The sequence below is a fragment of the Streptomyces iconiensis genome (genome assembly GCF_028657195.3).
GTDB classification, from domain to species: Bacteria; Actinomycetota; Actinomycetes; order Streptomycetales; family Streptomycetaceae; genus Streptomyces; species Streptomyces iconiensis.
This window is the reverse complement of sequence record NZ_JANCPR020000032.1, coordinates 12,520-37,061: the sequence shown is the minus strand read 5'-3', so window position 1 is coordinate 37,061 and position 24,542 is coordinate 12,520. Positions and strand designations below refer to the sequence as shown.

26 protein-coding genes and 2 pseudogenes are annotated in these 24,542 nt (G+C 70.1%); 20 read left to right on the top strand and 8 right to left on the bottom strand.

All coding sequences use genetic code 11. The features are described from left to right. Nucleotides 1-154 precede the first annotated feature (154 nt). From NMN56_RS28125 to NMN56_RS28115, 3 genes and pseudogenes are all read left to right on the top strand, one after another. On the top strand, nt 155-553 hold the full coding sequence (locus NMN56_RS28125; protein ID WP_274046441.1) for a hypothetical protein: 399 nt from the start codon (nt 155-157) through the stop codon (nt 551-553). Then, a pseudogene (locus NMN56_RS43385) lies at nt 550-717 on the top strand (helix-turn-helix domain-containing protein); the annotation flags it as partial. The gene NMN56_RS28125 and the pseudogene NMN56_RS43385, both read left to right, overlap by 4 nt. A 283-nt stretch (nt 718-1,000) precedes the next feature. After that, nucleotides 1,001-1,375 (top strand): hypothetical protein, encoded by a 375-nt coding sequence (locus NMN56_RS28115; RefSeq protein WP_274046513.1) that lies wholly within the window; start codon nt 1,001-1,003, stop codon nt 1,373-1,375. 30 nt (nt 1,376-1,405) lie between these two features. Here the strand turns inward: NMN56_RS28115 and NMN56_RS28110 are convergent, their stop codons facing one another. Together NMN56_RS28110 and NMN56_RS28105 are read right to left on the bottom strand one after the other, a co-directional pair. Next, nucleotides 1,406-2,527 (bottom strand): IS630 family transposase, encoded by a 1,122-nt coding sequence (locus tag NMN56_RS28110; RefSeq protein ID WP_274046440.1) that lies wholly within the window; start codon nt 2,525-2,527, stop codon nt 1,406-1,408. A gap of 81 nt (nt 2,528-2,608) precedes the next feature. After that, complete coding sequence (locus NMN56_RS28105) at nt 2,609-2,899, bottom strand: hypothetical protein (protein ID WP_274046439.1); 291 nt, start codon at nt 2,897-2,899, stop codon at nt 2,609-2,611. Nucleotides 2,900-2,959: 60 nt separating this feature from the next. Here NMN56_RS28105 and NMN56_RS28100 point away from each other — a divergent pair. From NMN56_RS28100 to NMN56_RS28060, 9 genes and pseudogenes are all read left to right on the top strand, one after another. Beyond that, a pseudogene (locus NMN56_RS28100) lies at nt 2,960-3,097 on the top strand (IS5/IS1182 family transposase); the annotation flags it as partial. A gap of 598 nt (nt 3,098-3,695) precedes the next feature. After that, nucleotides 3,696-4,595, top strand: coding sequence for a LysR substrate-binding domain-containing protein (locus NMN56_RS28095; RefSeq protein ID WP_274046438.1), 900 nt, complete (start codon nt 3,696-3,698; stop codon nt 4,593-4,595). Next, on the top strand, nt 4,592-5,695 hold the full coding sequence (locus tag NMN56_RS28090; RefSeq protein WP_274046437.1) for a mandelate racemase/muconate lactonizing enzyme family protein: 1,104 nt from the start codon (nt 4,592-4,594) through the stop codon (nt 5,693-5,695). Before NMN56_RS28095 ends, NMN56_RS28090 begins: the two co-directional genes overlap by 4 nt. Before the next feature lie 62 nt (nt 5,696-5,757). After that, nucleotides 5,758-6,612 (top strand): catechol 1,2-dioxygenase, encoded by an 855-nt coding sequence (gene catA / locus NMN56_RS28085; protein WP_274046436.1) that lies wholly within the window; start codon nt 5,758-5,760, stop codon nt 6,610-6,612. Between the two features lie 6 nt (nt 6,613-6,618). Then, nucleotides 6,619-6,903: a muconolactone Delta-isomerase gene (gene catC / locus NMN56_RS28080; RefSeq protein WP_274046435.1), complete on the top strand. Its 285-nt coding sequence runs from the start codon at nt 6,619-6,621 to the stop codon at nt 6,901-6,903. Then, on the top strand, nt 6,903-7,658 hold the full coding sequence (locus NMN56_RS28075) for a CoA transferase subunit A (protein ID WP_274046434.1): 756 nt from the start codon (nt 6,903-6,905) through the stop codon (nt 7,656-7,658). Before catC ends, NMN56_RS28075 begins: the two co-directional genes overlap by 1 nt. Next, nucleotides 7,658-8,302: a CoA transferase subunit B gene (locus tag NMN56_RS28070; RefSeq protein ID WP_274046433.1), complete on the top strand. Its 645-nt coding sequence runs from the start codon at nt 7,658-7,660 to the stop codon at nt 8,300-8,302. Before NMN56_RS28075 ends, NMN56_RS28070 begins: the two co-directional genes overlap by 1 nt. Then, nucleotides 8,299-9,501: a thiolase family protein gene (locus tag NMN56_RS28065; RefSeq protein ID WP_274046432.1), complete on the top strand. Its 1,203-nt coding sequence runs from the start codon at nt 8,299-8,301 to the stop codon at nt 9,499-9,501. The genes NMN56_RS28070 and NMN56_RS28065 overlap by 4 nt, the downstream gene beginning before the upstream one ends. Before the next feature lie 30 nt (nt 9,502-9,531). Further along, a complete protein-coding gene (locus tag NMN56_RS28060) occupies nt 9,532-10,314 on the top strand; it encodes an alpha/beta fold hydrolase (protein WP_274046511.1) in 783 nt (260 codons plus the stop codon). A gap of 13 nt (nt 10,315-10,327) precedes the next feature. Here the strand turns inward: NMN56_RS28060 and NMN56_RS28055 are convergent, their stop codons facing one another. The 5 genes from NMN56_RS28055 to NMN56_RS28035 form a co-directional block, all read right to left on the bottom strand. Beyond that, nucleotides 10,328-11,098 (bottom strand): IclR family transcriptional regulator, encoded by a 771-nt coding sequence (locus NMN56_RS28055; RefSeq protein ID WP_274046431.1) that lies wholly within the window; start codon nt 11,096-11,098, stop codon nt 10,328-10,330. Nucleotides 11,099-11,107: 9 nt separating this feature from the next. Further along, nucleotides 11,108-11,650 carry an FUSC family protein gene (locus NMN56_RS28050; RefSeq protein ID WP_274046430.1) on the bottom strand — a complete coding sequence of 181 codons (543 nt, stop codon included), beginning with the start codon at nt 11,648-11,650 and terminating at the stop codon, nt 11,108-11,110. 712 nt (nt 11,651-12,362) lie between these two features. Next, nucleotides 12,363-13,316: a PDR/VanB family oxidoreductase gene (locus tag NMN56_RS28045; RefSeq protein WP_274046429.1), complete on the bottom strand. Its 954-nt coding sequence runs from the start codon at nt 13,314-13,316 to the stop codon at nt 12,363-12,365. Beyond that, complete coding sequence (locus NMN56_RS28040; RefSeq protein ID WP_274046428.1) at nt 13,313-13,825, bottom strand: aromatic-ring-hydroxylating dioxygenase subunit beta; 513 nt, start codon at nt 13,823-13,825, stop codon at nt 13,313-13,315. Before NMN56_RS28040 ends, NMN56_RS28045 begins: the two co-directional genes overlap by 4 nt. After that, nucleotides 13,818-15,116, bottom strand: a complete 1,299-nt coding sequence (locus NMN56_RS28035; RefSeq protein WP_274046427.1) for an aromatic ring-hydroxylating oxygenase subunit alpha — start codon at nt 15,114-15,116, stop codon at nt 13,818-13,820. Before NMN56_RS28035 ends, NMN56_RS28040 begins: the two co-directional genes overlap by 8 nt. A 775-nt stretch (nt 15,117-15,891) precedes the next feature. On the opposite strand from NMN56_RS28035, the gene NMN56_RS28030 reads away from it, so the two are divergent. The 5 genes from NMN56_RS28030 (at nt 15,892) to NMN56_RS28010 (ending at nt 19,753) form a co-directional block, all read left to right on the top strand. After that, complete coding sequence (locus NMN56_RS28030) at nt 15,892-16,413, top strand: flavin reductase (RefSeq protein WP_274046426.1); 522 nt, start codon at nt 15,892-15,894, stop codon at nt 16,411-16,413. A 26-nt stretch (nt 16,414-16,439) separates the two neighbouring features. Beyond that, nucleotides 16,440-16,697 carry a hypothetical protein gene (locus NMN56_RS28025; protein WP_274046510.1) on the top strand — a complete coding sequence of 86 codons (258 nt, stop codon included), beginning with the start codon at nt 16,440-16,442 and terminating at the stop codon, nt 16,695-16,697. Continuing rightward, complete coding sequence (locus tag NMN56_RS28020; RefSeq protein ID WP_274046425.1) at nt 16,694-17,953, top strand: amidase; 1,260 nt, start codon at nt 16,694-16,696, stop codon at nt 17,951-17,953. Before NMN56_RS28025 ends, NMN56_RS28020 begins: the two co-directional genes overlap by 4 nt. Nucleotides 17,954-18,243: 290 nt before the next feature. Beyond that, on the top strand, nt 18,244-19,092 hold the full coding sequence (locus NMN56_RS28015; RefSeq protein ID WP_274046424.1) for an IclR family transcriptional regulator: 849 nt from the start codon (nt 18,244-18,246) through the stop codon (nt 19,090-19,092). A 37-nt stretch (nt 19,093-19,129) separates the two neighbouring features. Beyond that, nucleotides 19,130-19,753, top strand: coding sequence for a response regulator transcription factor (locus NMN56_RS28010; protein WP_274046423.1), 624 nt, complete (start codon nt 19,130-19,132; stop codon nt 19,751-19,753). Nucleotides 19,754-19,798: 45 nt separating this feature from the next. Here the strand turns inward: NMN56_RS28010 and NMN56_RS28005 are convergent, their stop codons facing one another. Further along, nucleotides 19,799-20,752 (bottom strand): AraC-like ligand-binding domain-containing protein, encoded by a 954-nt coding sequence (locus tag NMN56_RS28005; protein ID WP_274046422.1) that lies wholly within the window; start codon nt 20,750-20,752, stop codon nt 19,799-19,801. Between the two features lie 322 nt (nt 20,753-21,074). On the opposite strand from NMN56_RS28005, the gene NMN56_RS28000 reads away from it, so the two are divergent. From NMN56_RS28000 to NMN56_RS27990, 3 genes are read left to right on the top strand one after another with little or no spacing between them, the layout of a single operon-like run. Continuing rightward, the gene (locus NMN56_RS28000; RefSeq protein ID WP_274046421.1) at nt 21,075-21,746 is read left to right on the top strand and encodes a response regulator transcription factor; all 672 of its coding nucleotides are present in this window, start codon (nt 21,075-21,077) and stop codon (nt 21,744-21,746) included. A 6-nt stretch (nt 21,747-21,752) separates the two neighbouring features. Continuing rightward, the gene (locus NMN56_RS27995; protein ID WP_274046420.1) at nt 21,753-23,312 is read left to right on the top strand and encodes a PAS domain-containing sensor histidine kinase; all 1,560 of its coding nucleotides are present in this window, start codon (nt 21,753-21,755) and stop codon (nt 23,310-23,312) included. A 55-nt stretch (nt 23,313-23,367) separates the two neighbouring features. Then, entirely contained in the window at nt 23,368-24,534 is a 1,167-nt protein-coding gene (locus tag NMN56_RS27990) for an acyl-CoA dehydrogenase family protein (protein ID WP_274046419.1), read from the top strand. Nucleotides 24,535-24,542 lie beyond the last annotated feature (8 nt).

Below are 24,542 nucleotides of genomic sequence, written 5' to 3'. Positions count from 1 at the left end.
ATGGGGGAGGTTGTTGAGGTGGCCCAGAAAATCATGCTGCGCCGGAAATCGTTCGTGGTGCTCGCCTGGCTCGGCTCCATTCTTGGGTTCGGATTCGCGGTGATCGCCGCAACTGGAGCTGGGTAACGACTTTTACCATGGTAATTTTCTCGTCATGGCGGTCAGCCTGGCGTTTGTGCCTTTCGCCCGGCACATATGGTGCTCCAGGATCGTTCTGGACTCCGGGGCGTTGATGGTGGTGAATCCGGTGCGGGTGTACCGGGTTCCGTACCAGGACGTGGTTCGGGTGACCGCTACCAGTGGAGGGACCTTGCTCGTCGTGACGAGTGGAAGGATGGAGATTCCGTCCACCGGCTTCGGCGGTTCCGTCATTGACGCCTTCGCCGGATCGACGAACACGGCGACCGACACCGCGGAACATGAGGTCCGACGCCGACGCGGCTCCAGTGACACGGAACCGGGAACAGTCCGCTTCTCCAGGGAATTTGTGGGTGATATGTGCCTGGTCGCTTCGCTGGCCTGTCTGGTGATTCACGTCGCGGGCGGTAGGTGACCGGACGGCCGCGGGCCCAGGTGCCGCCGCGGGTGCGGGTTCGGGTGATCGCTTTGACGAGGATGTCCCCGCCGGCGCAATCGGGCCTTTTGCACTGGTCGACGCGGACGCTGGCCGACCACTTGAAGCGGCGCGAGGGCATCTCGGTGTCCTGGCACTATGTTGCCCGTATCTGGCGCGAGGAGAATTTGAAGCCGCACCGCGGCGGCACTTCAACATCTCGAAAGACCCGGCGTTCGCGGAGATGGTCGCCGACATCGTCGGGTTGTACCTGGCCCCGCCCGGGGGCGCCGTGGTGCTTTCGGTCGACGAGAAGACGCAGGTGCAAGCCCTGGGCCGGACCCAGTCTGTGCTGCCGGTGGGCCTTCGCGGCCACAGGGAAACGCACCCACGGCCATGTGCGGCACGGCACCACGAACCTGTTCGCCGCGCTGAACGTCACGACCGGTGAAGTGTGGGGCGATCCATGTCCTTCTGGACAACCTCTCCGCGCACACCACTCCGGACGTGAAGGAATTGGGCTCCACCGCCCGCGGCGCGGGCTCCAGCGGCGCCTCCGACCCCATGGCCGTCAACGAGACCGTCATCGCGAAGCTGCGGCCGAAGCCGGACCTGGCCCAGCTCACCGAGCAGCCGGCGGAAGCTCAGTCCGCCGCCCGGTCCGCCGTCGACGCACCGGAGGGCATCGGCACCATCGCCTCGTACTGGACCGAGGTGCCACTGCCGGCCACCGGCACGTGGAAGGCGCCCGGCAAGGGCGGCGCGCAGGCCGACATCGTGGTGACCGCGCCGCAGGACGATGTGCCGCTGCTGTTCATCTAGTGCTCTGACCGCATAGGTTTGCCGGGTTGTTCAGGCAGCGGTGGGGAGGGGGCGTCCGCCCCAGCGGATGCCCTTTTCGTGCCGGATTCGGGCGCGTTCTTTGCGTTCTGCGGTCAGGACGTCGCGGTGGCGGGCGTTGGCGTTGCGCCACCGCAGGTAGGCGTGCAGGGCCCGGGTCTGGACGGTGTGGTTGGGGTGGTGGGAGTTGGCGATGGTGAACTGCCGAAGCGGTCCGAAGTGCGCCTCGATCGGATTGGCCCAGGAGGCGTAGGTCGGGGTGAAGCACAGCTCGACCTTGTGTTTCTTCGCCCAGCGGCGGATGTCGGTGCCCTTGTGGGCGGACAGGTTGTCCAGGATGACGTAGACCGGTGCGGCGTCGGGCCGGGCGGCGCGGATCGACTTGAGCGCGGCCAGGCTGTTCACGGCGCCTTTCCTGCGGCGGTTGACGCCCCACAGGCGGTCGTCGCCGACCGGGTAGCAGCCGTGGGAATAGCGCACCCCATGGGTGCGGTGGTAGGTGGTCGGCAGTCGGTCGGGGCGCCTGCGCGCGGCCCAGCCGGAGCCGGAGGTGGGCCTGATCCCCAGCGGTCCGAACTCGTCGAAGGCGAAGACCCGGTCGGGGAAGCGGTCCAGGACCTCCTCTATGCGGTCCAGCTTCGCGTCACGTTCGGGGTCGGGGGACTCCTTCCAGGTCTTGGTGCGCTGGAAGGTGATGCCGTGGCGGGCGAGCAGGCCGCGTAACGCCTCACGGCCGATGAGGATCATGAGGCCGGGGACTTTCCGCAGGTAGGCGACGAGTTTACGCAGAGACCAGCGGGTGAAGGGCTGGCCGAGCTTGGTGGGGCGGGTGGTGGCCGTCCGGATGACGAAGTCTTCCTCGTCAGGGCTGAGTCGGCGGGGACGGCCTCCCGCCCACCGAGGGTCCAGGCAGGCCAGGCCGATCTCGTTGAACCGGTGGATCACGTCCCGGACGGTGTCCTCGTCGGCCTGGACCAGCTGGGCGATCACCGGAACCCGGTTCCCGCCGGCCGAGGCCAGCAGCATCATCGCGCGCCGGTAGCGCACCGAACTCGTGCTGCCCCGGCGCACGATCTGCTGCAGCTTCTGCCCCTCCTGGTCGGTCAGTCTGCGCACACGGACCGGCTCAGCCACCGCGCCTCCAGCGATCGGTACGGACGTCACCGCCCATCCAACCGCCACAACCACCAACCCGGCGAACCTATGCGGTCACAGCTAGATCGACAACTGCCACGAGACGGCAGAGGAGATCGCCGACAAGCTGGAGAAGTACGCACGGTTCTTCCGGCGGAAGATGAAGGACACCGACGGCATGGAGCGGCCGATGTGGCGCACCCGCTGGACGGCCCCGGAGGGCCGGTACGGGGACGTGCCGCACCCGCCCGTGCTGCTGTGTTCAACCACATCGGGGCGCGCAACCCCAACCGCACCGTTCCACGGCTCGCCGAACTCACCCGTCGGCACTGGCAGGGAGAGTGGCAGCGTGGCGGTCACCATTTTGGTCATGATGACTGTCCTTTTCTGGTTGATGAACGGTAATGCGTCGGCCCGATTTCACTGGCCGTGGTGCCGTGTCCAGGGCGGGAGTTGGGCATTCGGTTCGGTGTGGGGAGATCACCGTGGATTGTGTCGGATGAGTTGTGGGCTCGTGTTGAGCCGTTGCTGCCGCAGCGTGAGCGCAGCTTCCGGTATCCGGGCCGCAGGCCGAGGACGGAACCATCCGCCACAACAGGGACTTTCGGGGGAGGCCCGACGCCGGCCGCAAGACGAAGCGCCTTTCCTGGCCGCTGACACCGGGCTGGACGGACACCACGGGCGCCCTCGCGGACAACGGGGTGCACGAAGTCGGCCGGCACCAGGTGCAGGGGTGGCCAGTGTGAACGGCCGGTGGCGGATCGCCGGTACGGCAGAGTTGTCTGTCCATCGGCCCGGAGGACCTCAGCTGTCACGGGGCCCGAGATGGTGATGTGGGCCGTCGGCGAGTGGGAGCACTTCCGTTACGCCTACGCGGTGGACCCGACCGCCTGGGCGGGAGAAGCACGTCACCGACCCCGGGCCGGCCGCTCTGCCGCCGGGCGTCATCGTGGTGCGGGCCCTCGAAAGCTGTTGTCAGGATGCGGCATCGCGTCCCTGTCGCGCACAAGCGCGGTCCACTCAGCGGACTGGCGTAATGCGGAACAGGTCGGGCCCGCATCAGTATCTGAAAAGTCTTAATCCGTCGTTATCAAGTATTTGTGTTGTATCGGCGGGGCTTTCTACGCTGGGGCGACATCGAGGGCCTCAATCGACGAAAGGGCATTCGGTGGAGCTGAGGAACCTTCGATACTTCGTGACCGTCGCCGAGACACGTCACTTCGGCAGGGCCGCCGAGCAACTGCACATGGCCCAGCCGCCACTTTCCCAGGCGATCCGGCGCCTGGAGGCCGAACTGGGTGTGGAGCTGTTCAGCCGTACGACTCGGCAGGTGGCACTGACCCGGGCGGGCGACGTCTTCCGCACGGATGCGGAGCACATTCTCAAGGCCGTTGACGAGGCGGTCTCCCGGGTGGCGCGCTTCGCGGCCGGCGTGGAAGGGGTACTGAGGGTCGGCTTGACAGGTTCCGCTTCGTATCGACAACTACCCGCACTCGCACGGCTGCTGAAGCGCGAGATGCCTCACGTGATGCTGGAGGTGCACACCGAGATGTTGACTCCCGCCCAGGAGAAGGCGCTCATCGAGCGTCGTATCGATGTAGGCATGCTGCGTCCCCCGGTACGCCAGGACGGAATCCTCCACCGTCCCCTCGCCGACGAGCCGTTGGTCGTTGCCATGTCCGAGCAGCATGAGCTGGCAGAAGTGGAATCAGTACGGGCGGATCAGCTCAAGCACGAGAGCTTCATCATGTACGGCGCCTCGCTCGGGTCGGTTCTCAACGACGCCGTTGTCCGTACGTGCCTGGGCGCGGGCTACTACCCGCACCTCGCGTACGAGGTCACCGAGACATCCGCGGCCCTGGCGCTGGTCGGCGCCGGCCTGGGGATCGCCGTCCTGCCGGACTCCATCCGCTCCGCTCCTCGCGAAGGCGTCGTGTGCAAGGAACTGGTGGACGCCCACTCCGTGCGGCTGGACCTGGCCTGGAGGAGGGACGACGACTCAGCGGTGCTGCGCAACCTCCTTGAGGTGCTGGAGCGAAACGCCGTCTTCGTCGAAGGAGTGGAATGAAGATCGTCAAGGTGGAGGCGATTCCGTTCGCCATCCCGTACGTCAAGCCGCTGCGGTTCGCCAGCGGCGAGGTGCACACCGCCGACCACGTCCTGGTCCGGGTGCACACCGACGAGGGCCTCGTCGGCACCGCCGAGGCCCCGCCCCGGCCCTACACCTACGGCGAGACACAGGAGTCGATCGTCGCGGTCGTCGACAAGATCTTCGCCCCGCAGATCCTGGGGCTGACGCTCCTGGAACGGGAGTCGGTCCACGAGCGCCTGGACCGCACGGTCGGCAATCCGACCGCGAAGGCCGCGATCGACATGGCGCTGTGGGACACCCTCGGGCAGGCCGCTGGTATGCCGGTGTCCGGGCTGCTCGGCGGATACACCGACCGGATGCGGGTGAGCCACATGGTCGGTTTCGCCTCCGCGGAGAAGATGGTCGCGGAGGCGGAGCGTGTTCGGGGCACGTACGGCGTCACCACCTTCAAGGTGAAGGTCGGTCGCCGCCCGTACACCGAGGACGTGGCCGCCTGCCGTGCGCTGCGCGAGGCCCTGGGCGACGACGTGGAGCTGTACATCGACGGCAACCGGGGCTGGACCGCCCCGGAGTCAGCGCGCGTGCTGCGCGAACTCGCCGACCTCAACCTGATGTTCGCCGAGGAGCTGTGCCCCGCCGACGACGTGCTCGGCCGACGGTGGCTGGTCGAGCGGTGCCCGGTGCCGTTCATCGCCGACGAGAGCGCGACCCGCGCCGGTGAGGTGACCCGGGAACTGCTGGGCGGCTCCGCCACCGCCATCAGCGTCAAGACGGCCCGCACCGGCTTCACCGCCTCCCAGCGGGTGCTGCACGAGTGCGAGGGACTCGGAGTGGAGGTGGTCATGGGCAACCAGATCGACGGCCAGGTGGGCACCCTGTGCTCGGTCGCGTTCGGATCAGCGCACCGCCACAGCGCCCGCTACGCGGGGGAACTGTCGAACTTCCTCGACATGACCGATGACCTCCTCACCGAGCCGCTGACCATCGAGAACGGCACGCTGCGGGTTCGCGAAGGCGCTGGACTCGGCATCGACATCGACCCCGACAAGCTGGCCCGCTACCGCCAGGACATCTGACCCGGCACGCGCCGCACCACGAAGAAGCACGAGCCGCACCACGAAGAAGAGGGACGGACACCATGACCGATACCACCACCGAGCAGGCCGGCGCCGCCGCTTCGGGAGCAGCCGCCACCGAGCGGTTCCGCAGCCGGATCGCTTCGGCAGCCGCCGGGTCCGACGCCGAGCGCGTCGACACCCTCGTCACCGCACTGCTCACCGCGACGCACGACATCATCCGTCGCCACAAGGTGACCTACGAGGAGTACAACGCCCTCAAGGCATGGCTGATCCAGGTCGGTGAAGACGGCGAATGGCCGCTCTTCCTGGACGTCTGGGTCGAGCACGTCGTCGAGGAGGTCGCCGGCGAGAGCCGCGAGGGCAGCAAGGGCACCATCGAGGGCCCGTATTACGTGCCGGACGCGCCCGCCCTGCCCGCCGAGGCGACGCTGCCCATGCGGGAGAACGAGGCCGGCATACCCCTGCTCTTCCAGGGCCAGGTCAGGAGCGTGGACGACGGCCCTCTGCCCGCCGCGAAGGTGGAGATGTGGCAGGCCGACGACGACGGTTTCTACTCCCAGTTCGCGCCGGATCTGCCCGAGTGGAACCTTCGGGGGACCGTGATCGCCGACGGGACGGGCCACTTCAAGATATACACGATCCAGCCCGCGCCGTACCAGATCCCGACCGACGGTGCCTGCGGCAGTCTGGTCTCGGCGGCGGGCTGGCACCCGTGGCGCCCCGCTCACCTGCACCTGAAGGTTTCCGCGCCCGGGTACCAACTGGTCACCACACAGCTCTACTTCACTGGTGGCGCGTACGTGGACGACGACATCGCCTCCGCGGTCAAGCCCGAGCTGATGCTGGACCCGACTCCGACCGGCGACGGCGAACACCACGAGGTCACCTACGACTTCGTTCTCGACAGGGCGTGATCGCCCATGCTCTTCGCCGTACGCATGAACGTTGACATCCCGCGTGACTTCGACCCGGAGGTCCGCGCGGATCTGGTGGCCCGTGAGAAGGCTTACTGTCAGGAACTCCAGAGGTCCGGGGAGTGGGTGCACATCTGGCGCTGTGTCGGCCAGTACGCCAACATCAGTGTCTTCGACGTCGCCGGCAACGAGGCGATGCACCGCATCCTCTGGAGCCTGCCCCTCTTTCCGTACATGACGGTCGAGGTGACGCCGCTGGCGCAGCACCCTTCGGATCTGGCGGCCGGCTGATGGACAAGGTGATGGCCACGGCCGGTGAGGCGGTGGCTGATGTGCCGGAGGGCGCGTCGTTGGCCGTGGGTGGTTTCGGCCTGAGCGGTGTGCCGAACGTGCTGATCCAGGCGCTGTACGCGCGCGGGGTTTCGGGGCTGTCGGTGGTCTCCAACAACTGCGGGGCGATGGACACCGGTCTCGCGGTGCTGCTGGCCGCGGGCCGCATCGACCGCGTGACGGGCTCCTACATCGGGGCGAACAAGGAGTTCGCCCGGCAGTACCTGGGCGGTGAGCTGGAGGTCGAGCTGACCCCGCAGGGCACCCTCGCCGAACGGCTGCGGGCCGGCGGGGCGGGCATCCCCGCGTTCTACACCCCGGCGGGTGTGGGCACGCAGGTCGCCGAGGGCGGTCTGCCCCGGCGTTACGACGGCTCCGGTGGCGTCGCGCTGGCCTCGCCACCCAAGGAGGTCCGCGAGTTCGACGGCACCGAGTACGTGCTGGAGCGGGGCATCCGTACCGACTTCGCGCTGGTGCGGGCCTGGAAGGGCGACCGGCACGGGAATCTGGTGTTCAACAAGTCCTCGCGGAACTTCAACCCCCTCGCGGCGATGGCCGGCAAGGTCACCGTCGCCGAGGTCGAGGAACTCGTCGAACCCGGCGAGATCGAGGCGGACGCGGTGCACCTGCCCGGCATCTTCGTACGGCGGGTCCTCGCCCTGACCCCGGAGCAGGCCACCGACAAGAAGATCGAGAAGCGGACGGTGACTTCCTGATGACCTGGACCCGTGAGGAGATGGCCGCCCGCGCGGCACGGGAGCTGCGGGACGGGCAGTACGTCAATCTGGGCATCGGCCTGCCGACCCTGATCCCCAACTACCTCCCGCCCGGCGTCGAGGTCACCCTCGAATCCGAGAACGGCATCCTCGGGACGGGCCCCTACCCGACCGAGGACGCCGTCGACCCCGACCTGATCAACGCGGGCAAGGAGACGGTCACGGTCCTGCCCGGTGCCTCCTTTTTCGACTCGGCGCTCTCCTTCGGGATGATCCGCGGCGGGCACATCGATGTCGCCGTTCTGGGCGCGATGCAGGTCTCGGCCGGCGGGGATCTGGCGAACTGGGCGGTCCCGGGCAAGATGATCACCGGGATCGGCGGGGCGATGGACCTCATCCACGGCGCCCGCACCGTCATCGTCGTCATGACCCACACCGCCAAGGACGGCTCGCCGAAGATCCTGGAGGAGTGCGCGCTGCCGCTGACCGGCAAGGCGAGTGTGGACCGGATCATCACCGACCTCGCCGTCCTGGACGTCACCGACGACGGACTCGTCCTGGTCGAGTGCGCGCCGGGCGTGGGCGTCGAGGGGATCGTCGCCAAGACCGACGCCGAACTGACCTTCGCGGAGGACCTGAAGTGAAGCCCGTCTATCTCGTCGACGCCGTCCGCACCCCGATCGGCCGCTACAAAGGCTCCCTGGCCTCCGTCCGCCCCGACGACCTGGCCGCGCACGCCATCAGGGAACTCCTCGGCCGCACCCCCGGCCTGGACCCCGCCCGGATCGAGGACGTCTACTTCGGCAACGCCAACGGCGCCGGCGAGGAGAACCGCAACGTCGGGCGGATGGCCGCCCTCCTCGCGGGCCTGCCCACCTCCGTGCCCGGCGTGACCGTGAACCGGCTGTGCGCCTCGGGCATGGAGGCCGTCATCCAGGCGGCCCGCGCGATCGCCGCCGGGGACGCCTCCATCGCCGTGGCCGGCGGCGTGGAGTCGATGACCCGCGCGCCCTATGTGCTGCCCAAGAACGACAGGCCGTTCCCCGCCGGACACGTCGAGTGGTACTCCACCACCCTGGGCTGGCGCATGGTCAACCCGAAGATGGAACCGCGGTGGACCGTCCCGCTGGGCGAGTCCGCCGAACTCGTCGCCGACAAGCACGGGATCAGCCGGGAGCGGCAGGACGAGTTCGCCCTCGCCTCCCACCAGAAGGCCGCCCGCGCCCAGGAACAGGGCCTGTTCGACGCGGAGATCGCGGCCGTCGCGGTGCCGCGGCGCAAGGGCGAGCCCGTCGAGTACACCGCCGACGAGTGCGTGCGCCCGGACGCCTCCCTGGCGGCGATGGCCGGCCTCAAGCCGTCCTTCCGCGAGGAGAACGGCACCGTCACCGCCGGGAACGCCTCCCCGCTCAACGACGGCGCCGCCGCGCTGCTGCTCGTCGACGAGGAGGGGTTGAAGGCCACCGGCCGCGAGCCGCTGGCCCGGATCTCCGCCACCGGCGTCAACGCCCTGGACCCGCACTACTTCGGGCTGGCCCCCGTCGAGGCGGCCAACCGGGCGCTGGCCAAGGCCGGTAGGACCTTCGCCGACCTGGACGTGCTGGAGCTGAACGAGGCGTTCGCCGCGCAGGTCCTCGGCTGCGTCGCCGAATGGCCCGAGTTCGACCTCACGATCCTCAACCCGCAGGGCGGGGCCATCGCCCTGGGCCACCCCCTGGGCGCCTCCGGAGCCCGCCTCACCGGGACCGCCGCCCACCAGCTCGCCCGCAAGGGCGGCGGCACCGGAATCGCCACCCTCTGCATCGGGGTCGGCCAGGGCCTCGCCCTCGTCCTCGAACGCTGATCGCCCCCGACATCAGGAGCTGGCTTGACCATGGACCGACCCCGGCTCGACCACGACGTCTGCGGACCGCAGGACGCACCCCTGCTGGTGCTCGGCCCGTCACTGGGCACCTCACGAACCCTGTGGGAGCCGTACGTCGGCGACCTCGCCGGCCGGTATCGCGTACTCCGTTTCGACCTGCCCGGGCACGGCGGTTCACCGGCTCGGGACACGGTGGACCCGCGCCCCGGACACATGACCGTGGCGGCCCTCGCCGACCTTGTCCTCGCGTTGGCGGACGAGGAGGGCCGGGAGACCTTCTGCTACGCGGGCGTCTCCCTGGGGGGAGCGATCGGCACCTGGCTCGCTGCCAGGCATCAGGACCGGATCAGCGCACTGGCCCTGATCTGCACCTCGGCCCACTTCGGTGGACCGGAGCCATGGCTCGACCGGGCCGAGCTGGTGCGCCGCGAGGGGATGGGGCCCCTCGTGCAGAGCAGCCCCGCCCGGTGGTTCGGGGACGCCGGGACGGCCGGGTCCGAGTCCGGGCGCGCGCTCCTGCGTGGACTCGCGACGGTGGACCCGGTCGGCTACGCGGCCTGCTGCGACGCCCTCGCGGCGTTCGACGTGCGTGCTGAATTGCGGCGTGTCCAGGCGCCCACCTGGATCGTCGGCGGTGAACGGGACGTGGCCACACCGGTCGAGCACGCTCGTGAACTCGCCGATGGCATCCCCGGCGCCATCCTGAGGACCGCTGACTGCGCTCACCTGGCCCTGGAGGACCCGGCTGTGGTCCGGGGTGTACTGGATGCCATGCACGCGGCGGTCGGTTGAACCGCCGTCCTGCTCAGGTGAAGTCCGTCGCCCCGATCGACCGGGTGAACCGGTGGCTCACCTCCCGCAGCAGCGCCGCGTATCTCGCCGGAGCGGTGCGGTGCAGCGGTGCGGTCACCGACATGGCGGCGATGACGAGGCCGGTGGTGCCGTACAAGGGGATCGCCACGCTGACGTGCCCGAGGCGGGCCTGCTCGCTCTCCACGACATAACCGAGGCTCCGCGCCCGCTTGAGCTCCGCCGACAGGGCCCCGGGGGTGCTCACCGTACGCGGCGTGATCCTCTTCAGGGGCGCGGCCAGGACGTCCTCCAGCAGGGACGCGGGACCGAAAGCGAGGAACGCCTTCCCTGTCGCCGGGCCGTGCAGGGGCATCCGGCCGGCCACCCGTGACGGCCAGGCCACCTGCCCGTGCCCGTACACCTTCTCCAGGTAGAGGACGTCGAGGCCGTCGGGGATCGAGAGGTGGACCGTCTCCCTGGTCGCCTGGTGCAGGTCCTCCATGTACGGGCGGGTGGTGTCGCGCAGGATGTGTTGGCGGGGGACGCGCTGCCCCAGCTCGAACAGGGGCAGTCCGAGTTGGTAGTCATGCCCATGGCGTTCCAGGACGCCCCAGTCCAGCAGCTCCTGGGCCAGCCGGTGGACGGACGCCTTGGCGACGCCCGAGCGGCGGGCGATCTCCGAGAGGCTGAGGCGCTGGTCTTCGTGGGAGAAGCACTCCAGGATCAGTTGGACCTTGCCCAGCACACTGTTCCGCGCCGACTGAGGGCTCACTTCGTGTCCCACCCGGTCTCCTCACTCCTCACATGTCTGACGTGCTCTGTCGGCCTGGGCGTCCGCCGTCGCCACGCCACCCGTCACACCCCCGGCACCCCGTGCACGTCGGGACGCGCCCCGCCGGACAGCGCGCACCGCGCGCAGGAGCACGACCGAGACGAGCACGCCCACCGCGGTCTCCACCACGCGGTCCACGAGCAGGAACCGCAGCGCGGCCGGGGAGGCGAGATGGCTGGTCAGCAGGGCGGTCGGGGTGATGCCGACGACGGCGATGCCGTAGTGGCGGGCGATGAACAGCTCGGCCAGCAGCATGGAGGCCACGACGGCGATCCACAGCACCCACGTCGGCGGGCCGGGCGCGAGCAGCAGATAGGTCACGGCGATGCCGGCCAGCGTGCCCACGAAACGCAGTGTGGCCCGCGCGGCCTGTACGACGGCGGTGGCACCGGCCAGGGGGATCGTTGCCGCCACTCCCGCCCACGACGGGTGGCCGAAGCCCGCCAGGTGGCGTGCCGGCCGTAGACGGCGACGAAGCAGCCGAAGCTCGCGTAGCCGAGCCATTCGGGGCGGCCGACCGCCAGCACGTAAGCGGACGGGACGGCGATACCGACCGCGGCCCGCAGCGCTCCCCAGTGGGCTGTGGCGTGCGGGTGCACGGTCACCAGTTCCCGCCAGACCTGTCCGAGGTGTGACGCGCCGCGGTGCCGTCCCGCTCCAGCCGTCCGGCCGCTCATCCTCGTCCGTCCCCTCTGCGTGTTCACTGCCCGTTCTCGTGGACTGCCGCCGAGAGCGGGCCGTACTTCATGGATCGCGAGGAACCGGAAGATCTCGGGGCTGACATGCCCAGGCTCCCGCCGCCGTGCTGGTCACGGGCGCGCGGGGACGGCGTGTTGACCGATGGCCTCTTGCTATCACGCAGGTGTGTTCCCGTAAGCGGACCTGTGGTCTGCTCAACGGAACAGGTGGTCCATGTCACAACGGAGAGTGCACGGCGAAACTCGCGGGCACGGCGGTCATCGCCTCCACCGGCACCGTGCCGGTCACCCGTTCCCAGCTACGAACCCCGGCAGGCGAGCAGGCCGCGCATGCCCGGCGTGGCCGTCCCCATCAGGACGAACGCGGCGGGCAGGGCGACCTCGCGGCCCCGCCGGTCACCGCCCGAACCGAACAGGCCCGCACCGAGGGGCGCCGTCAGAAGGCCGATGGTGTGGCCAGGCCGAGGAACGTCGAGAGGCGACCACGGGTCTCCTGGAACAGGGGAGAGCGGTGCGGCTCAGTACAGTTCGATGACGAGCTTGCTGCTGCTGGTCCGTGAGACGCACAGGGCCATCTGAGTGCCGGACGCCTTGTCGGCCGCTGACAGGCAGTTGTCGCGGTGCTCCGGAGTCCCCTCCAACACGCCGGAGACACAGGAACCGCAGATGCCTTCCTCGCAGGATTTGAAGACGTCGATGCCGTGCTCCTCCAGGACCGACAGGATCGACCGGTCGGCGGGGATCTCGAAGACCTCACCGGTGTCGAGTTCGACGGTGAACGGCTGGTCGCCGCTGGTGTCGACCTCGGTCGCTGTGAAGTTCTCGGCGTGCACGTGCTCGCTGCCGACCACCGGTTCGAACGCCGCCGTCACCTGGGCCATGAAGCCCTGCGGGCCGCACGTGTACACATGGGAGGCGGCAGTGAGCCCGGCGGCCTCCCGCACCAGCACCGCGAGCTGCTCCGCGCGGGGCACACCGAAGCGCAGGCGCACCCGGTCACCGAACTCCACACGGTGTTCCAGCAGGTCGGCGAAGGCCGCCTCCTCCCGGGAGCGGGCGAAGTACCACAGCGTGAACTCCGCGCCGCGCCGGTGCAGTTCGTACGCCATGCTCAGCAGCGGCGTGATGCCGATGCCGCCGGCCACCAGGAGGTGCCGGTCGGCGTCGTCGGCGACCGCCAGCAGGTTGCGGGGTTCACCCACCTTCAGCCGGTCGCCCTCGCCCACCTCGTGCAGGGCGGCGGAACCGCCGCGCGACTCCGGCTCCCGCTTCACCGCGATGAGCAGCGACGAAGCGTCCTCAGGCGGGCTGCACAGCGAGTACGGCCGCAGCACCCCGGTCGGTCCCGTGACGTCCACGTGGGCGCCGGCCCGGTAGGGGGTGAACGGCGCACCGTCCTCCCGGACCAGCCGCAGGGCACGGATCCGCGGGGCTTCCGCGATCACTTCGGCGACCCGGACGGGCACGCTCACAGCAGGAACCCCGCCGCCGGGACCGCGTCCTCGCTGTCCACCAGCCGTACGACCTTCAGCGCGATCCGGTCGCCGTCGTCCGACAGCCTGATCCGGTGGGTGACCTCGCCCGCCCACAGGTCGTGCCGGCCGCGCTTGTAGGCGACCAGTACCTGTGCCGAGCGCAGGGTGACCTCGTCGTCGGTGACGTTCTCGACCACGAATCGGGAGACGGTACGGACCGTGCGGGCCGAGTCGACGGCGGCGATCGCGTAGCCCTCCGTCATGCGGGCGACCCGCATCTGCCGCATCCGGGCGTCGTCGTAGACCATGTTGAGCGTGTTGGGGAAGTCCTCGGTCTCCGGGTCGATCGGGACGACGTAGTACGCGTCCTCGGAGTAGAGGTCCTGCCACGGCTCGTACCGCTTGTGGTCCAGCAAATCGGCCTCGTGCCAGACCAGTTGGACCGCTCGGATCACCCGGGAGTCGGTCAGCTCGGTGCCCGCGGTGTTCATGAGGGTCTCAGCCATCGCTCATCATCTGCTTCCACTGGTTGTACGCCGCGCGCATGCCGGTCTCGTCGGTGACGTGGGAGGTCGGCCACCCCTCGGGGCCGGCGGACTCGCGGGCCAGGCCGCGGTTGACCAGGACCGGCATCTCAGGGGCTGCCTGGGCGCCGCGCTGGACGCGGTCCCAGCCCTCGGCGTCGTCGGGGGTGCCGAAGCCGAAGGGGCCCTGGAAGTGCTCGTGGATGCGCAGCCGTTCGCGGTTGACGGGGTCCACGATCTCCGCCGGTCCTTCGGGGCCGACGGCGATGTGTTCGATGAGGGTCTCGTTGGCCGAGATCGGCCGCAGGACGCGCAGGAAAGAGTTCGACATCGACACGTTCGGGAAGAGGTTCAGGTTGAAGCCGGTGCCGTGCACGGCGCGGACCAGCTTGCGGACGGCCGCGTCGTCCAGTCCGGCCGACTTCAGCTCGGTGACGAGGGTGGCGAAGCGGGCCTGGAGCGGCTCGGTGCCGTCGTCGACGTCCAGGTCGGAGTGCTCGGGCACCATCTGCATGACACTGTGGCCGTTGCCGAGGTCGTGGGTGATCGCCGCCGGGTCGGTCATGAAGGACATCATGTCGGCGGTCTCCGCGTCGACGGAGGCCATCCAGGAGCGGTGCACGATCGGGAAGTGGTACCCGTCCGTGGTGTTCTCCAACTGGATCTTCCAGTTGCCGTGGAACCTGAACTGGTGGGTTCCCAGCACCTTGACCGGGTAGCCGCCGCCCTGCTTCATGAAGCGGTCGATCCACAGCTTGACGTCACCGAGGAAGTCCGCCAGCGGCTCGATGCCGTCGGCGAAGGTGGCGAAGACCATGCCGCCGTACGACTCGGTGCGCAGCTTGCGCAAGGACAGCTCGCTCTTCTCCAGGACACCCTCGTACCCGTCCGGGTAGGGGATGCCGCGCAGCTTGCCGTCCAGGCCGTAGGACCACGCGTGGTAAGGGCAGGTGAAGCCGTTGGCGTGCCCGGTGCGCTGCTCGCACAGGCTGGCGCCGCGGTGGCGGCAGCGGTTGAGCAGCGTGTTGACGGTGCCCTTGCGGTCCTTGACCACGATGACCGGCTGCCGGCCGACATAGGTCGACTTGAAGCTGCCCGCCTTCGGCAGTTCGCTCTCGTGCGCGACCCACACCCAGGTCCGCTCGTAGATCCTCGTCATCTCCAGCTCGAAGAGCTGGGGATCGGTGTACATCCGACCGGCCACCCGGTCTTCCCGCACCAGATCACTCGGTGCGAGACCGTGGACGGTGTCCGCGGTGAACTCAACAGTCATGGAAAGGTCCTCCAGGTTCGGGGGAGAGGTCCGTGCGGCTCACAGGAAGCCCGGGAGGGTCGGGGGAGCGGGGAGGGGGAGCGCCGGTGATGCCGGTGCGGGCAGTCGGCGTCCCGCACCTGAGCCCGGCGCGGCACGGCGGCCCGGGGCAGGCCGCTGTCGTCGCCGCGTCGCCGCGTCAGCTCGTCGAGGGGCCGGCTCCCACGTCACCGGGGCAGGCGTCTGTGGCATCCTCACGTCGCTCCTTCGTCGGTCGGTGCACAAGACGCTAGGCAAGCCGCGGAACCCGGCCAATTGGGAATGGCCTCGCTGGGCGTAGGGGATTTCTTCAGCGGGAAGCGGGAAGCGGGAAGCGGGAAGCCGCCGATGCGGAGGCGCACGCTGTCGGCCTGCTCATGGCGCCCATGACGCGCCAACCACATCAGCGGCGCGGCTCAGCGGTACGACCGCGTCGAGTGGCGCCCGATGCCGGGACCTGGCCGGAGCGTCCTCACCGACGCGTTCGCGGTCCTGGTGCGGTGCGAACGCGTCCTGACCAGGCAGGTGGTGCTCAACCTGTTCTTCAGTACCGTCGAGGTGTCCGACCGGGGGCGCGGGCCGAACCGGGGCCCGACGGCGGTCCGTTACGCGGCTTCGCGTTCCCCACCGCCCCGGCCGTGTAGGGGAAATCCTCAGTGCGGGCGGAAGAACTCTCGATACCGCTGACCTCGCACTGCGCCCTACGGTCGACCTGCTCGGGGTTCGCCCGGGTGCCCAGGTCCCGGCAGGAGGAACAGTGGCTGAGAACCTCACCCAACTGACGCCGACACAGCGGATGTTCCGCGAGGCGATGTCGAATCTCTCCGCAGGCGTCAACATCGTCACCACCGATGGCCCAGGCGGCCGAGCGGGTATCACCGTGAGCGCCGTCTGCTCCGTCACGGACGCGCCACCCACCATGCTGGTGTGCGTCAACCGCTCCAGCCGCAGTCATGACATCTTCCGGGAGAACCGGGACGTCTGCATCAACGTGCTCGGTCCCGAACACGCGGACGTGGCGATGGCGTTCGCCGGCCGGGTGCCCTCCGGCGAGAGGTTCACCGCCACCGAGAGCGTCTGGGACCACTCCCACAGCGCTCCGGTGCTGCGCGGGTCGGCGGCTTCGGTCCTCGGCCGCATCACCGGCGCGGCGGAGCGCGGCTCACACACCGTCATGTTCGTCGAGGTGGATCGGGTGATCGTCGGCGAGGGCTGCGACGGCGGGTTGGTGTACTTCCGCCGCGGGTTCCATCCCATCCCGACGTCGCTGACGGCGTGAGAAGCGGAGCACCTGACGTGAGTGGCATGCCCCGGATGACCCTGACCTGTTACAACGACACCTTCGGCTACGGCTGGCGGCACGTGGACCTCTTCACCCGCGACGCCGAAGGGCGCGAACTGAACTGGGTGCACTGGGCGGTGGAGGCCGACGGGCCCCGGGCGGCCGACGAGGTCACGCGCAAGGTGGAGCCCACCCTGCGCCGCACCTCGCAGTGGCGCCACGCGGTCAGTCCCGCCGGCATGGACTACTGGGAGGCCGACGCGGCGTGGGCGGAGTCATGAGCGGTCTGTACGCACCCTGGTCCCTGCGGGAGCTGGTCAGGGATCTCGCCACCGGTGTCATGTCCCCGGCCGCGGCCCTTGACCAGGCGCGCTCTCGCATCGCGGAGACCGAACCTGAGCTGGCCGCGTGGGTCGAGCGGAACCCGTCGCCGGACGTGAGAGCGGCGCTCGGCGTGCTGGGCGGAGTACCGCTGGGGGTCAAGGACATCATCGACGTGGCGGGACTCCCCACCCGGTGCGGCTCGGCGCTGCGGGCCGACGCGCCGGCCGCGCGGACCGACGCGCCGATCGTACGGGCCTGGCGGACCGCTGGCGCGATACCGGTCGGCAAGACCGTCACCACGGAGTTCGCCTTCTTCGCACCGGGCCCCACGAGGAACCCCGCAGCCCCGGGGCACACCCCGGGCGGGTCGTCGAGCGGTTCGGCCGCCGCTGTGGCCTCCGGCCAGGTACCGCTGGCCATCGGCTCCCAGACCGCCGGATCGGTCACCCGCCCCGCGGCCTACTGCGGCGTCGCCTCCCTGGTCATGACGCACGGGCGCTTCCCCACCGACGGTGTCGTCGGCCTCAGCCCCAGCCTGGACAGCCACGGGGTGTACGCCGCCGGCGCCGGTGACCTCGCCGTCGCCTGGGCGGCCCTGACCGGCGACGGACCCGCGGCGCCGTACGCCCGGCCGCCGCGCGTCCTGTGGTGGACCGCGGCACCCCTCCGGGCGGTCGAGGACGGCATGGGCCAGGCCCTCGGCATGCTGCGGCAGCGGCTGACCGCCGCCGGGGCAGTCGTGGACGACTTCCCCGAGGAGCGCCTCATCGCCGACGTCACCTCGGCGCACCCCGTGGTGATGGCGTACGAGGCCGCCCGTGAGCGCGCCGGAGAACTGGCCCTCGCCGACCGGCTGAGCGAGCCGCTTGCCCGGCTGCTGCGCACCGGCGCCGCCACGTCCGACGCCGACTGTCTCGCCGCACGCCGTACCGTGTCCGAAGCGCGCGCCCGCGTCGGGGCTCTGTTCACGTCGGTCACGTCGTACGACGCCGTCGTGGGACCCGCCGCGCCGGGTGCGGCGCCGGCGGGTACGGAGGCGACCGGTGACCCCTTGCTCAGCAGGGCATGGCAAGCCCTCGGCCTTCCCGTGGTGACGATCCCCGGCCTGCGGGACGGGGCGGGACTGCCGCTCGGTCTCCAGGCGATCGGCCCGGCCCGCGGGGAGGGCGAACTGCTGGCCCTGAGCGCCTGGATCGAGGAGAGGCTGGGCTGAGGACGCCCGCCGTGCCCGTACCGAGGGGTGCCACAGCTTCCGGGCCGTCGTCTCGGTCCTCGGGGCCAGGGATTCCCGTCGAGAAGGCCGCGCGACGGACGGCAGCGCGCGGGTCCGTCCAGCGGACCGTTTCCCTTGATGAATGCGCCTCGGCCTCCGGAAGATGACAGGAGTAGCACGGTGCGCGGTTTGCGTTGTCCTGGTTCGAGGAGTGCCAACAGAAACAAGAGGGTTCAACAATTGCCGCTGGCCAAAGGGAAAACAGCAAAGGGACGCGGTATGGACGCGGTATGCACGTGAGGGCGCAGGCGGACCTTGAATGCCAGGAGACGGCCACTCCGGCATTCGAGACCTCAACTCCCGAGCTGCACGCCGATTCCGTTCTCGGCAAAGCCCATCTCCTGCTGGGGGCTTTCTCGTCCGGTTCGACCTGTCTGGGGCTTACCGAGCTGAGCCGCCGGTCGGGAGTCCCCAAGACCACCGTGCACCGGCTCGGCAGCGAACTCGTCCGGCTCGGCTTCTTGGCACGGACCGCCGAGGGGTACCAACTCGGCTGGCGCATCTTCGAACTGGGCCAGCTCGTGCCCGGCCCCGCCCGTCTGCGCACCGTGGCGCAGCCGGCCCTCCTGGATCTGCGCGCGGTCGCCCGTGCGGTGATCCACCTCGCCGTCCCGCAGGGCACCGACTGCGTCTACCTGGAGCGCCTCGCCGGCCGCAGGGAGGCGGCCCTCCTCTCGTCGGTGGGGAGCCGGATGCCCGGCCTGCTGACGGCCTCGGGGCGGCTGTTCCTCGCCCACGGTGAAGGCGAGGGGGCCGTCCTGGACGCGTGCGGAGCGGCCCCCGGACCGACCGACGTCGCCGCGCTGCGCTCGGAGTTCGACCAGATCCGCAACCGACACTGGGCGGAGGAACGCGAGCGGTGCGTCCCGGGCTTCAAGACCTTCGCCGTCCCGGTCATGCACCCCGGCGGCGACCGCGTGATCGCGGCCGTCTCCGCGACCGTTCCCATGGCACGGCGGGACGAGCAACGCCTGATCCACGTCCTGTGGGCCACCGCCGCCGACATCGGCCGGGGCCTGTACCGGGGAGCCGCCGTGCCCCGGGGCCGTTCCGGGTACCGGGTGAAGGCGGCCGGCTGACTCCGCCCTGGTGCCTCACGCCACGAGGGGACACACCATGACGGAATCCGATACCACTCCCGTGGTCCACGTCATCGACGACGACGAGGACGTACGGCAGTCGCTGGTCTTCCTGCTGCGGAGCGTGAAGATCGTCGCGCTCACCTACCCGACGGCGGCCAGCTTCCTGGAGGAGTTCGACCCGGGGGAGCTGGCCGTCGTCATCGTGGATGTCCGCATGCCGGGCCTGAGCGGCTTCCAGTTGCAGGAGGAACTGGTCCGGCGCGACTACCCCGCCCCCGTCATCTTCTGCTCCGCCCACGGCGACATCCCCATGTCGGTCCGCGCGATGCGGGGCGGCGCCGTGGACTTCCTGGAGAAGCCCTACGAGCCGCAGCGCATGCTGGAGGTCGTCCAGAACCAACTGCGGGCCGCGGAGGAGGCATTCACCCGGCACGCCGGTCACCGGCAGGTGCGGGAGCGGCTGGAACACCTGACGCACCGGGAACGCGAGGTGCTCCGGCTGGTCGTGGACGGTCACCCGAGCCAGGCGATCGCGCAGCGTCTGGGGACCAGCGTGAAGACCATCGACGTCCACCGGGCGCGGATCAAGGCCAAGACGGGGGCCGGGAACATGGGCACCCTGGTCAGGGACGTTCTCCTGCACCGCATCGACATCTGAACCGGCCGTCCGGCCCCGGACGGGCGTCGCACCTCCTGCCCGAGGTCAACGCTCCATGGCGTGCTCGTCCAGTGCGCGCCGCCGGAAGTCCCGGGGCGTCTCGCCGTAGACCGACTTGAACGCCCGGCTGAAGTGCCGCCCGTCGAGCAGGCCCCAGCGGGCGGCGACCATGCTGATCGGGTGCCCGGCCGACAGGGGACTGGCCAGGTCCCGGGCGCAGCGCTCCAGTCGGCGGGTCCTGATCCATCCGGCGACGGTGAGGCCCTCGGCGGCGAAGAGTTTGAACAGGTACCGCCGCGAGATGCCGTGGGCCTCCGCGATCGCGTCCGGCGTCAGGTCGGGGTTCGGCAGCCGGGTCTCGATGTAGCCGCGCAGGCGCGTCATCATCGCCTCCTGCGGAGCAGGCGGGGCCGTCTCGGCCAGTCTCTCCGACACCAGCGCCGTCACCAGGGACACGGCGCCGTCCATGAGGCTCAGCGCGGCCGGCCCGGAGCACGCCCGGCTCTGCGTGCCGAGCGACCGCAGGAAGGATCTCACCACCGCGCCGACGCCGCCCTCCGAGGTGAGCCGTCGCCCCGTGATACCGCGCATCACCTCCGGACGCACCGGAAGCAGGGGACGGGGCAGCAGCATCAGGACGGTGCGGAAATCGGAGCCGTAGGTGAACGCGTAAGGACGGGAGGTGTCGCAGATGGCGATGTCGCCCGGGGCCAGCGTGTCCACGGCGCCGTCCTGCTCCACCACGCACGTCCCCGAAACCTGGAGCGCCACCTTGTAGCAGTCCCGCTCCTCCGGAGCCGTCCGGCGCTCCGAGGGCCGCACGGAGAGCGGCCCCGCATCGATCGAGGTGAGCCAGAGCGAGCCCACCGAGCCGCTGACGGCCACGCCGTGGAAGGAAGACCGGTCCACCGGGCGGCTGTCGAGGCCGCCGAAGACCCGGGACATCCCGTGCACCCCGTGCTCGAACCGCTTCGCGCGGGTGACGGTTTCGGTGCTCACCAAGGACGTCATAGCGCGCTCCACCTGCGGGATGTCTTCCGAGGACGGTAATCCGCCTCGTGTCACCGGCCTGTTCGGCAACGTTTCATTCCGGGACACGGCACGTAAAGACCTGGCCCGCTGAGCGGACCACGGCAGCGGCGAACGTGTCCGCGTCCGCCTGAAGGCGGCGACACGGTGCACAGGTTGGCGGTTTTCCGTGCACCCGTCGGCGAACGCCGCACGGGCGAGCCCCCCTAACGTCTTCGGAACCACCGCGTCGCGCCGCCGCCCTGGAGGGTGCGGTGGCGACCGGACACGGTCCGTTCGGAAACGAGGAACGATGAACGTCACTCCGCTCTCCCCGCCCCACCGCTCGGGAACTTCGCCCGTCGGCGCGGCCGACCTCGTCTACGTCCTCGACGACGATCACGAACTGTGCCTGTCCCTGGCCTGGCTCCTGGAGTCGGTGCACATCCGCACCCAGTGCTTCACGGACGCCGGCGCGTTCCTCGCGGCCTTCGACCCGGACCGCCCCGCCTGCCTGGTCCTGGACGTCCGTATGCCGGGCACCGGCGGCTTCCGCGTGCAGGAACTGCTCAACGCCGAGGACGCGGTGCTGCCCGTGGTCTTCGTCTCGGCCCACGGCGACATCCCCATGTCCGTACGGGCGTTGCGGCAGGGAGCCGTCGACTTCCTGGAGAAGCCCTACGACCCGCAACGCATGCTCGACGTGGTGCAGGCCGGACTGCGGACGGCCGGCGAACGGTACGCGCGGCGCGCGGCCCGCCGGGCGGTCGAGGACCGGCTCGTCGCGCTCAGCTCCCGCGAGCGCGAGACCCTGCGCCAGGTGATCGGCGGCGTGCCCAGCAGAACCATCGCCAAGCGGCTCGGGATCAGTCTGAAGACGGTCGACGCCCACCGGGCCCGTATCCGGGAGAAGACCGGCGCCGACACCCTGGGCGCGCTCATCGGCGACATGATGCGCTGCGGGCTCGACCAGTCCCGGGTGTGATGCCGCGTGTCCGCACCTCCCCGCACGCCGTCCGGCTTCACCGACTCGGACCTGGCCGCGCTGTTCGCCGCGCTGGAGCACTGCGTTCTGGTGCACGACGCGCGTACCAAGGACATCCTGTGGGCCAACCCGGCCGCCTGCGCCGCCCTCGGCTTCACGCTTGAGGAACTGCGCCCGCTGAAGGCCCCCCACATGAGTTCCCACGCCCGGCCCTACGGCCGCGCGAAAGGCCGTGCCTGGCTGCAACGGGCCGTCGACGAGGGGAGCTGCACCATCGAGTGGTGCTACCGCGCCAAGGGCGGCACGGACATACTCAGCGAGGCCAGAGCCGTCCGCGTGGACCTCGCCCGGGGCCCGGTCGTCATGGTGCAGTTCCGGGACATCGCCGAGGAGAAGGCCACCCGGAGGGACCTGTTCCGTACCGAGGGGCGGCTCCAGGCGTTTCTGCGCAGCCTCGACGCCGGCATCGTCGTCCTGGACGGTGACGGGCGGGTCCTGTTCGCCGGAGCCGCCGCCGGGACCCTCCTCGGCCGCGGCCTCGACACCGTCGTCGGCGCCGACTTCACCGGCTTCCTGGCCCCGGACTCCGCCCGCCTGCTGCGGGTGGCGCTGACCTCGGCCGCCGGCGGCGGGGTCACCGACACCCGTTACCGACTGGCCGTACCGGACGGCGACGGCGGCCCGGATCGCTGGTTCGCCACCCGCTGCCAGTACATCCACATCGAGAACGACCTGTGCGGCACCCTGCTGCTCTTCCACGACATCACCGCCCTGGTGCGTACCGAGGAGGAGCACCGCCGCGACGCCCAGTACCTCAACCACCTCGCCCGCTACAACGCCATGGGCGACATGGCCATGGCCATCGCGCACGAGGTCAGCCAGCCGATCTCCGCCGCGCACAACTTCGTTGCCGGGGTCGGTGGCCGTCTCACCGACGACCCCGACCCCGGGCACCTGCGCTGGGGGCTGGAGAACGCTACCCGGCAACTGGACCGCGCCGCCCTGATCCTGCGCAGCCTGCGCGAGTACGTCGTACGTCTTGAGGAGTCCCAGCAGTGGGCCGACCTCGACGACATCGTCACCGACTGCGGCTACTTCGTGGACGTCCGTGCCCGGCAGCAGTCGGTGACCGTGCGCTGGGAGCACGCAGCCGAGGAACTCCCCGTGCGGTGCGAGAAGGTGCTCATCGGCCAGGTCGTGATGAACCTGGCGTTCAACGCCATCGAGGAGATGGCCCGGTCGGCCGGGGGACAGCGGACCGTGGTGGTGACGACCCGTCGGCGCGGCGGCCACGCCGAGGTCGAGGTGCGGGACACCGGGCAAGGGCTGCCCGCGCAGCGGGCCGGACGGATCTTCGACGGCGCATTCAGCTCCAAGGGCGACGGCCACGGCATCGGCCTGGCCCTCAGCCACCGCATCATCACCCGGCACGGCGGCGAGATCGAGGCCGGCGCCAACGAGCCGCGCGGCGCCGTCTTCCGATTCCGGCTACCGCTGCGCCGTAAGGGAAAACCCCTACACGCGCCGTCCGATCCCCAATTGCCGGTGAGCAGCGCGTCGGCCTAGTTTCGATGACGAAGCGATATCGGACATCTCCCGGCCGTTGCCAGAGGATAATTGCATGACACATACGCTGGATACATCTTCGCCGCTCGGCACGTTCGAAGAGCACTCACCTTCGCAGCATTTCGAGCACGTCCTCGATCTGGTCGCGGAACGGCGGCAGGAATTCGAAGAGAAGCGGCACGTACCCGGGGACGTCATCGCCGAGTTCAAGAAGGCCGGTATCTACCGGGCCAGTGCACCCCGGCGTTTCGGCGGCGAGCCGCTGCCGCCGGCCCACTTCCTGCGGCTGATCGAGCGGATCTCCGCTGTCGACGGCTCGGCGGGTTGGGTCGCGAGCTTCGGCTCGTCCCTCATCTACCTCGCGGCGCTCCCCCTGGAGACCCAGGCCGAGTTGTACGCGGACGGCCCCGACATCGCCTTCGCGGGCGGCCTGTTCCCCGTCCAGCCCGCGGAGCGAGTCGATGGCGGACTCCGGATCGCAGGTCGCTGGAAGTTCGCCAGTGGCTCCAAGGGCGCCGACATCCTCGGCGTCGGCGTCAAGGTGGAAGGGGACCGGACCGGCCGCCCCCGGACGGCCCTGCTCCGCCCCGACCAGATCGACATCGCCGACAACTGGGACGTCATCGGCATGCGCGGCACCGGCAGCCATGACCTGATCGTCGACGGTCAGGTCGTCCCGGAGAAGTGGACCTTCGTCCGCGGCGGGGAACCCACCGTCGACGAACCGCTGTACCGCTACCCCGTCATTCCCTACGCCGCCCAGGTCCTCGCCGTCGTCGGCGCCGGAGTGGCCCGCGCGGCCCTGGACCAGGTCATCGCCGAGGGCGGGCGCGCCAGCCACACCGGTGGGCCCGTCGCCGCCGACCGCGCCTCCTACCGCATCACCGTGGGCCGCGCCGAGGCCGACCTGCGGTCGGTGCGCGCCTTCTTCTACGACATCACCGAGCAGGTGTGGGCGACCGTGGAACGGGGTGACGCGGCCACCCCGCACCAGGCGAGCCTGCTGCGGCTGGCCTCAGCTCACCTCGCCAAAACCTCCTTCGAGGTGGTGCGGTCCGCCTACCAACTGGCCGGTATCCGCGCCATCGTCGACGGCAGCCCCATGCAGCGCTACCTGCGGGACGCCTCCGTGGTTCCGCAGCACGCCTTCCTCCAGGAGGGCATGTACGACGGTGCAGGCGCCGTCCTGATGGGCACCCAGCCGTTCCCCGGCTACCTCTGACCCCCGCC